At 71.7% G+C, this 8,547-nt stretch carries 9 protein-coding genes; 8 read left to right on the top strand and 1 reads right to left on the bottom strand.

The window, feature by feature from the left end:
• Positions 1–32 precede the first annotated feature (32 nt).
• From AMK27_RS32750 to AMK27_RS32715, 8 genes are all read left to right on the top strand, one after another.
• Entirely contained in the window at positions 33–680 is a 648-nt protein-coding gene (locus AMK27_RS32750) for an HAD family hydrolase (protein WP_073916498.1), read from the top strand.
• Positions 681–723: 43 nt separating this feature from the next.
• Positions 724–1,929, top strand: a complete 1,206-nt coding sequence (locus AMK27_RS32745; protein WP_073916495.1) for an MFS transporter — start codon at positions 724–726, stop codon at positions 1,927–1,929.
• The gene (locus AMK27_RS32740; RefSeq protein WP_073916492.1) at positions 1,898–3,073 is read left to right on the top strand and encodes an acetoin utilization protein AcuC; all 1,176 of its coding nucleotides are present in this window, start codon (positions 1,898–1,900) and stop codon (positions 3,071–3,073) included. The genes AMK27_RS32745 and AMK27_RS32740 overlap by 32 nt, the downstream gene beginning before the upstream one ends.
• 96 nt (positions 3,074–3,169) lie before the next feature.
• Complete coding sequence (locus AMK27_RS32735; RefSeq protein WP_073916489.1) at positions 3,170–3,985, top strand: phosphatase; 816 nt, start codon at positions 3,170–3,172, stop codon at positions 3,983–3,985.
• Between the two features lie 127 nt (positions 3,986–4,112).
• Positions 4,113–4,322 carry a helix-turn-helix domain-containing protein gene (locus AMK27_RS32730; protein ID WP_015034391.1) on the top strand — a complete coding sequence of 70 codons (210 nt, stop codon included), beginning with the start codon at positions 4,113–4,115 and terminating at the stop codon, positions 4,320–4,322.
• Positions 4,323–4,486: 164 nt separating this feature from the next.
• On the top strand, positions 4,487–4,585 hold the full coding sequence (locus AMK27_RS32725) for a 30S ribosomal protein bS22 (RefSeq protein ID WP_003948845.1): 99 nt from the start codon (positions 4,487–4,489) through the stop codon (positions 4,583–4,585).
• Positions 4,586–4,733: 148 nt separating this feature from the next.
• Positions 4,734–5,846 carry an NAD-dependent epimerase/dehydratase family protein gene (locus AMK27_RS32720; protein WP_073916486.1) on the top strand — a complete coding sequence of 371 codons (1,113 nt, stop codon included), beginning with the start codon at positions 4,734–4,736 and terminating at the stop codon, positions 5,844–5,846.
• Positions 5,847–5,861: 15 nt separating this feature from the next.
• Positions 5,862–6,929: a lysophospholipid acyltransferase family protein gene (locus tag AMK27_RS32715; RefSeq protein ID WP_073916483.1), complete on the top strand. Its 1,068-nt coding sequence runs from the start codon at positions 5,862–5,864 to the stop codon at positions 6,927–6,929.
• A 132-nt stretch (positions 6,930–7,061) separates the two neighbouring features.
• Here the strand turns inward: AMK27_RS32715 and AMK27_RS32710 are convergent, their stop codons facing one another.
• On the bottom strand, positions 7,062–8,309 hold the full coding sequence (locus tag AMK27_RS32710; protein ID WP_073916480.1) for a DUF5667 domain-containing protein: 1,248 nt from the start codon (positions 8,307–8,309) through the stop codon (positions 7,062–7,064).
• Positions 8,310–8,547 lie beyond the last annotated feature (238 nt).

Genomic DNA, 8,547 nt, shown 5'->3' with positions numbered 1-8,547 from the left:
GTTGAGGCATTTTTGCGTTCTAAGCTGGGCGTATGCGCTACGACCTGGTGATCTTCGACAACGACGGTGTGCTCGTGGACAGCGAGCCGATTTCCAACACGTTGTTGGCCGGCTATCTGACCGAGCTCGGGCACCCGACCACGTACGAGGAATCCGTGCGTGACTTCATGGGGTCCGCCATGCACCGCATTCACGAGCTTGTCGAGGAGCGGAGCGGGCAGCGTCTGCCGGCCGGTTTCGACGAGACGTTCCACGCGCGGGTCTTCGCCGCCTTCCGGGCCGAGCTCGAGGCGGTCGCCGGGGCCGCGGAAGTGCTCAAGCAGCTGGCCGAGGCGGGGGTTCCGTACTGTGTGGCCTCCTCGGGGAGTCATGAGCGGATCCGGGTGGGGCACCGGAAGACCGGGCTCGACGCCTGGTTCCCCGACGAGCTCGTCTTCAGCGCCGAGGACGTCGGCCGGGGCAAGCCGGCACCCGACCTGTTCCTCCACGCGGCCTCGCGGATGGGTGTGGCGCCCGATCGGTGTGTGGTGGTCGAGGACAGCCGGCTCGGGGTGCAGGCGGCGGTGGCGGCCGGGATGGACGTGTACGGGTTCACCGCGATGACGCCCGAGGAGAAGCTCGCGGGCGCCCAGGGGTTCTTCGGGGCCATGGACGAGCTGCCGGCGATATTGGGACTGTGATCCATCTACCCCCGGGTAGGTTCCGGCCGTACGCTGTGCCGCCATGACGGATGCGCGGTTGCGGCGTGGGCGGGGATCCCTGGCGGTCAGCTTTTTCGTGCAGGGGGTGACGTTCGCCCTGCTCGTGACCCGAATACCGGCGATCCAGGACCGGTACGGGATCTCGGACGCGCTGCTGCCGGCGTTCCTGGCGGCCGTGCCGATCCTGGCCGGTGTCGCGAGTGTGATGACCGAGAAGGTCGTCGCCCGGGTGGGGCCCGCGGTCGTGCTGCGGTGGGCCCAGCCGTTCGTGCTCCTGGCGCTGCTCGCCGTGGGCGTGGGGGACCGGCTGTGGCACGCGGCTCTGGCGCTGGGGCTCTTCGGGCTCGCGGTCGGGGCGCTCGACGCCTCCATGAACATGCTGGGGGTCAGCCTCCAGCGGGCGTACGGGCGGAGCATCATGCTCGGCTTCCACGCCTCGTACAGTCTCGGCGGGATCGCCGGGGCCTCGCTGGCCTGGGTCGGGGCGCACTGGCATCTGTCGCTCTTCACGTCCTACCTGCCGGTGGTGGCGGTGCTGCTGCCCCTCGCGTTCGTCGGGAGCCGGTGGTACGTGGCCGGGGGCGACGGGCCCGACGCCGTGGCGGAGGCGGGGGACGGCAAGGGGAGCGGAGTCGCCTTCACGCTGCTGCTGCCGCTCTGCCTGGTGATGACGTTCGCGTACATCGGGGACTCGACCGTCTCCAACTGGAGTGCCAAGTACCTCCAGGACGTGCTGGGCAGCTCCGAGGAACTGGCGACCGTGCCGTACAACGCGTACATGGTGACGACCCTCCTCGGGCGGGCCGTGGGGGACTTCGGGGTCAGGCGGTTCGGGGCGGCGACGGTCGTGCGGGCCGGTGCCGTCCTGGGGGCGCTGGGGTTCGCGGTGGTGGCGGTGTCGCCGGGGGCCTGGGTGGGGATCGTCGGGTTCACGGTGCTGGGGCTCGGGCTGAGCGTGATCGTGCCGCAGACCTTCGCGGCGGCCGGGAGGCTGTTCCCCGGGGCGAGCGACGCGGCGGTGGCGCGGCTCAACGTCTTCAACTACGTCGGGTTCCTGATCGGCTCGCCCCTGGTGGGGGCGCTGGGTGACGCGTGGAGCTACCGGGGCGCGATGCTGGTGCCGATGGTGCTGGTCCTGGTGACGGTGGTGTATGCCACGTCGTTCGGTTCGCGACCGGCCCGATACGGTGGCGGGCATGAGCGGCCGCGCACTGTTGATGTGGGATGAAGCTGTCACGCAGTACGACTTCGGTTCCGAGCATCCGATGGATCCGGTACGGCTCGCGCTGACGATGTCGTTGGTGCGGGCGTACGGGCTCGACCGGGCCGTGGACGTGGTCGCGGCGAAGCCGGCGGGGGACTCGACGCTGCGTCTCGTGCACCGTGAGGACTATGTGGCGGCGGTGCGGGCGGCGTCGGCCGATCCGCGGCACGCCGACCAGTCCTACGGGCTCGGCACGGTCGACGATCCCGCGTTCGCCGGGATGCACGAGGCCTCCGCGCTGATCGCGGGGCAGTCGGTGGGCGCCGCGGAGGCGGTGTGGCGCGGGGAGGCCGCGCACGCGGTGAACTTCGCGGGCGGTCTGCACCACGCGATGCCCGGGGCCGCCTCGGGGTTCTGCATCTACAACGACGCGTCCCTGGCGATCGCGCGGCTGCTCGAGCTGGGCGCGGAGCGGGTCGCGTACGTGGATGTGGACGTGCATCACGGGGACGGGGTGCAGGCGGCGTTCTGGGAGGATCCCCGGGTGCTGACGGTGTCGCTGCACGAGCATCCCCGGACGCTGTTCCCGCAGACGGGCTGGCCGGAGGAGACCGGGGCGGCCGGGCCCGGTGAGGGCGGGGCCGTGAACGTGGCGCTGCCGGCCGGGACGGGGGACGCGGGGTGGCTGCGGGCGTTCCACGCGGTCGTGCCCGAGCTGCTCGCGGACTTCCGGCCGCAGGTCCTCGTCACGCAGCACGGGGCGGACACGCACTTCGAGGATCCGCTGGCCCATCTCGCGGTGTCGCTCGACGCGCAGCGGGCGGTGCAGGAGGCCTGTCACGAGCTGGCGCACGAGTACGCCGAGGGGCGCTGGCTGGCCCTGGGCGGGGGCGGATACGCGGTGGTCGACGTCGTACCGCGGTCGTGGACGCATCTGGTGGGGATCGCCGCGCACGCCCCGGTGGATCCGGAGTCGGTGATCCCGTCGTCCTGGCGGGACGAGGTGTACGCGCGGACGCGGCAGCTGGGGCCCGGGCGGATGACGGACGGGCTGTGGCCGGTGGGCTTCCGGGACTGGTCCGAGGGCTACGACCCGGCGGACCGGCTGGACCAGGCGGTGCTCGCGACCCGGAAGGCGGCTTTCCCGCTGCGGGGGATGCTCGCGTAGGGGTCTGCCGGAACGTTCTGGCGGGCGTTACGCCGACGGTGGGGTGTCCCGGGGGTTTCGGCTCCGGGGAAGGGGTGTTCCGGCAGCATCGGGAGGGTGTTGAGTACCGGGGCGCTGCGGGCGCATCTGTTGGCGGCGGGGTTGGCGGGCACGGTGGCGACGTCGCGGGAGGAGAGCCTGCGGAGCTATCGGCTCTTCGCGGCGCGGGATCCGCGGGTGCTCCTCGGACTGGATCCCACCTGGGGGTGGGGCGAGGCGGATCTGCTGCGGCTGATGGCCGACAAGTGCGGGGTGTCGGACGATCCCGGGCATCGGTCGGGGCCCGACGTGATCGATCCCGAGCGGACGCTGAGGGCGCTGGACGCCTTCGCCGCGCGGTTGGGCGCGGCGGCCGCTCGGCGGGTCCCGGTGCTGCTCGGGACGGGTCATCCGCATCGGCTGCTCGGTTTCTACGTCGCTCTCGCAGACGCTTTGTCGGCGGCGGGATGTCTTGTCCTCACACCGGCGCAGGGGCGATGTGTCGACATAACGACCCGGTTCGGCGTACGCACGTACCTTCTCGACTACGTACGGGGGGTCGCACTGGTGCGAGAGCCGGGGCCGTCGGGAGGCGGGCGCGAGCCGGGGGCGCACTCCCACTCCCCGCTGCCGGTTAGGGCGGCTCTGGAGAGCGCCGCCGAGGCCGGCGGGCCGCTGCCCGAGCTGGTCGTCGGCGACCACGGCTGGGTCTGCGGTGCTGGTCAGCTGGGTATCGAGGCCATCGGTCTCGCCGATACGGATGATCCGGCGCTGTTCGTCGGTGAGGCGGAGGGGCAGGTGTCGGTGGTCGTTCCGCTTGATGACGGCGTGCGCTCCGCCTCCTACCGTCCGCTGACGCGCTATGTACTCAATCGAGCGTGTCTGTCACGGTAAACGGCGGGTGGTAGCTCCTCTTCCCCACTCGTACCACCCGCCCCTAGTCTGGAGCGTGAGCGCTCGGCGACGAAGAGTCACCGGAGGGGAAGCCGGTGGGCGTCGCGGCGGAAGGTACAGGTGGGTCATGGCTGCTGGCGAACGACCTCTCAACGAGGTCAAGTTTCTGACCGTGGCGGAAGTCGCCTCGGTGATGCGCGTGTCCAAGATGACCGTGTACCGCTTGGTGCACAGCGGTCATCTGCCGGCGATCCGGGTGGGCAGGTCCTTCCGGGTGCCGGAACAGGCGGTTCACGAGTACCTGCGGGAGTCCTTCGTGGGGGTGGGGACCGCGTAGCGCGAGCGCGGCGACAACGCCGGGAAAGCTCCGTATGTCCCTCGGATTACAAGCGTGGTGCTCGGGACGGTAGGCTAGGCCGACGTAGGTCGTGTGGGCCCAGACGCCCCGCACCGATCCCCGCCGGGAGGCGGGGATGTTCCGAGAAGTGAGCGAGGGTAGTCGTGGGCTCTGTTATCAAGAAGCGGCGTAAGCGGATGGCCAAGAAGAAGCACCGCAAGCTGCTGAAGCGCACGCGCGTTCAGCGTCGCAACAAGAAGTAAGGCGACAGCTGCTCCGCAGCGTTCTGTGCGTCAGACGTGGCCCTCCACCGTTCGCGGTGGAGGGCCACGTTTGTTTGCGTGTTGTTCGCGCGGAAATCTCGAGGCGCTACGGTGGCCACCAACGGAAGACGGACGGAAGGCGCTGATCTTGGGCAAGGTCGTGCTCGTCACCGGTGCCGCCCGGCATCTCGGGGGCCGCTTCGTGCGGCGGATCCAGCGGGATCCGGAGGTGGACCGGGTGATCGCGGTCGACGCGGTCGACCCGGCGCACCAGCTCGGCGCGGCCGAGTTCGTACGGGCGGACATCCGCCGGCCGGAGATCGCGAAGGTCCTCGCCGAGCACGACGTCGACACGGTGGTCCATCTGGACGTCACCGGCACGGCGCTCGGCGGCGGTGGCCGTACGTCGGTCAAGGAGACCAACGTCATCGGCACCCTGCAGCTGCTCGGCGCCTGCCAGAAGTCGCCGCGGATCAGCCGGCTCGTGATCAAGTCCAGTACCAGCGTCTACGGCTCCGCTCCCCGCGACCCGGCCGTCTTCACCGAGACGACGGCCGCGAAGTCGCTGCCCAGCGGTGGCTTCGCGAAGGACGCCGTCGAGGTCGAGGGGTACGTGCGGGGGTTCGCCCGCCGCCGCCCCGACGTGGCCGTGTGCGTGCTGCGGTTCGCGAACATCCTCGGCCCCCGGATCGACTCGCCGCTCGCCGAGTACCTCGCGCTGCCGGTGCTGCCGACCGTCCTCGGCTACGACCCGCGGCTGCAGTTCGTCCACGAGGACGACGTCATCGACGTGCTGCGGCTGACGGCGCACGAGCCCCGCAGAGCCACCCTGAACAGCGGCACCTTCAATATCGCCGGCGACGGCGTGCTCCTGCTCTCGCAGTGCGCGCGGCGGCTCGGGCGGCCCACCGTGCCGGTGCTCCTGCCGGCCGTCACCTGGGTGGGGACGGCGCTGCGGACCGTCGGGATCACCGACTTCGCCCCCGAGCAGATCCGGCTGCTCACCCACGGCCGGGTGGTGTCGACGGTGCAGACGCGCGAGGTCCTCGGCTTCGCGCCGCGCTACACCACGGCGGAGGCCCTCGCGGACTTCGCGCGGGGCCGGGGGCCGGGGCTGCTGCCGCCGGAGATGCTGGCGGGGGCGGTGGACCGGATCGCGGGGCGGCTGGGCTCGTCGGCCGGCCGGCCGGGCGACCCCGGGCCCGCCGTACCCCCCGCGCACGCGGTGCGCTCTGTTCACTCTGTTCACGACGGCGCCTGAGGAGACCGGACAGCGATGGCGGACGCCAAGGTCATTCCGTTCGACGACGACCGGTCGCGGGCCCGGCGACGGCCCGGCGGCCGCGCCGACGGCGAGGCGGCGGCCGTACGGGCCCTGCCGGGGCCTCAGCAGGGCCACCAGGAGCCCGAGGGGATCCGGGAGGGCCCGGCTTCCGATACGGCCGGAGAGGCCCCTGGCGCCGACGTGGGGGCCGAGGGCGAGACCGGAGCAGGGGCGGCGGCCGGCGGCTGGGAGAAGCGGCTCGCGGGCGGGCTCGCGTTCCTGCGGCGCCGGATCACCGGCGACTACGAGGTCGACGAGTTCGGCTACGACGAGGAGCTCACCGACCAGGTCCTGATGTCCCTGCTCCGCCCGCTGTACGAGAAGTACTTCCGGGTCGAGGTGAAGGGTGTCGAGAACATCCCCGCCGAGGGCGGGGCGCTCATCGTCGCCAACCACTCGGGGACTCTGCCGCTGGACGGGCTGATGATGCAGGTCGCCGTCCACGACCACCATCCGGCCGGGCGGCATCTGCGGCTGCTCGCCGCCGATCTGGTCTTCGTGCTGCCGGTCGTCAACGAGCTGGCCCGCAAGGCGGGGCACACCCTGGCCTGCGCGGAGGACGCGGAGCGGCTGCTGCGCTCCGGCGAGATCGTCGGTGTGATGCCGGAGGGCTTCAAGGGGATCGGGAAGCCCTTCGGGGAGCGGTACAAGCTCCAGCGGTTCGGGCGGGGCGGCTTCGTGTCGACGGCGCTGCGGGCCGGGGTGCCGATCGTGCCCTGCTCGATCGTCGGGGCCGAGGAGATATACCCGATGGTCGGGAACGCCAAGACGCTGGCGCGGGTGCTCGGCTTCCCGTACTTCCCGCTGACCCCGACCTTCCCCTGGCTGGGGCCGCTCGGTGCGCTGCCGCTGCCGACGAAGTGGACGATCCAGTTCGGTGAGCCGATCCCGACGGACTCGTACGCGCCGGAGGCGGCGGAGGACCCGATGCTGATGTTCAACCTGACGGATCAGGTGCGGGAGCAGATCCAGCACACGCTCTACAAGCTGCTGGTGCAGCGGCGGTCGGTCTTCTTCTGACGCCGGCCGTGCGTCGGGAGCGCGGACCGTGGGAAGCGTGCCGCGTCGGGAGCGTGCGTTTCGTCCGGAGCAGGGAAGCCGGAGCATGGAAGAAGGGGCGCCCCCCGTCCGTGGGGGCGCCCCTTCTCCTTGTTAGCGAGCGTCCTCGCTGTCGATGCCGAGGCCTGGAAGCAGGCCCGGCAGGATGGGCGGAATGGTGACGTCCGGCATCTCGGTCGGCGCCTGGCCGTCCGCGGGGGCGGTCGGTGTGCCGGTCGGGGAGGCCGGGGGCTTGAGGAGCCCGCCGGTGCTGCCGCCGAGGAGACCGTCGTCCTCCGGCGATTCGGTGCCGCTGTCCGCGCTCGGGCTGGTGCCCGTGCTCGGGCCCGACGGGCGGGGCGGCGCGGAGTGGCTTCCCGAGGGCGGGGCCTCGTGGGTGGACGGCGGACGCTGGGTGTCCGTGCCCTGGGAGCTCTGGGGAGTGCCCGGGCGGCCGCTGGGGCTTCCCGTGCCGATCGCGCCCTTCTCGGGAGTGCGGGGGAGCACCGACTGGAGGGGTTCGACCTCCTCGTCCATGGCCTCGAAGACGTGCGTGACCTCGCTGCCCACGTCCGACAACTGGACGGGGAGTCGCTCGCGGAGGCCGTTCCAGGTGTCCCGGTGGGCCTGGGCGAAGGAGTTGAGCCGGGCCATCGGGGCGATCTCGCCGTCCCGCTCGTACGCCTGGCGGAGCAGCCGGTGGCCCTCGGACGCGTCGTGCTTCATCCCGCCCAGGACCCGGCGGATCTCGGTCAGCGACTCGTGGTCGAGGTCGCCGACGCGGCCGCGCTCCATGAGTCTGCGGGCCTCACTGAGCCGGGTGGACGCCTGGTCCAGGTAGATGCCGCCGCGGTCCGCGTCGTCGTCCGCCATGCCCAGCTTGATGTCCTCCATGCCTCGCTTGAGTCCGTAGAGCGAGTCACCGGGGAGGGCGTCGGAGCTGGCGGCCGCGACGCCGCCGAAGGCGCCCGCCGCCACACCGACGGTGAGGCCGCCGGCGGCGAGGCCCTTGGACCAGCGGGAGCGGGGCCGGAGCTTCCGCAGGGGGGACGCCCGGTGGGCGCCCTTGCCGCCGGCGGTGCGCTGCTCGGGCACCGTGGGGGCCCCGGCCGCGCTCCCTTCCATGAGCATCGCTTCCATGGCGGCGACGAGCTGGGCTCGCTGCACCACCTTGACCTCGGGGTCCAGCTGGGGCTTCGGCAGTTCGCCGAGGCCGTTCGCCACGGCCAGCAGCCGCCCCTGTTCGGCCGGTTCTGCCGGAGTGGTCTCCGGCTGATCGGCCGCCGCGCCCTCGGACTCCCGGTCCTCCAGGACCTGGGCGAAGGCGTTCGCCCGCCGGTGCGCCGATACGTTCGCGATCACTGGCGGCACCTCCTCTCGTCATGACGGTCGACTCCCCGGGGTGTCCGGAAGGTTGCACACCTTGAGCGCATCCACACGAAAGAGTGAGTGGCTGCGGACATGGCGTGTCCACAGGGAGCCTGCATCCCGCACAACGAGCGGCGCGGCACTTGGGTTACGCGCGAAAGATGATCGGACCAGTGCGTCATCGAGGCGTCACCGACTGTGAGTTGGGCGGGGGTCGTGGGGAGGTGGGGGG

This window comes from Streptomyces sp. CB02009, from assembly GCF_001905825.1.
Lineage (GTDB): Bacteria > Actinomycetota > Actinomycetes > Streptomycetales > Streptomycetaceae > Streptomyces.
The sequence above is the reverse complement of the archived record's forward strand: the minus strand, read 5'-3'. Positions and strand labels throughout refer to the sequence as shown.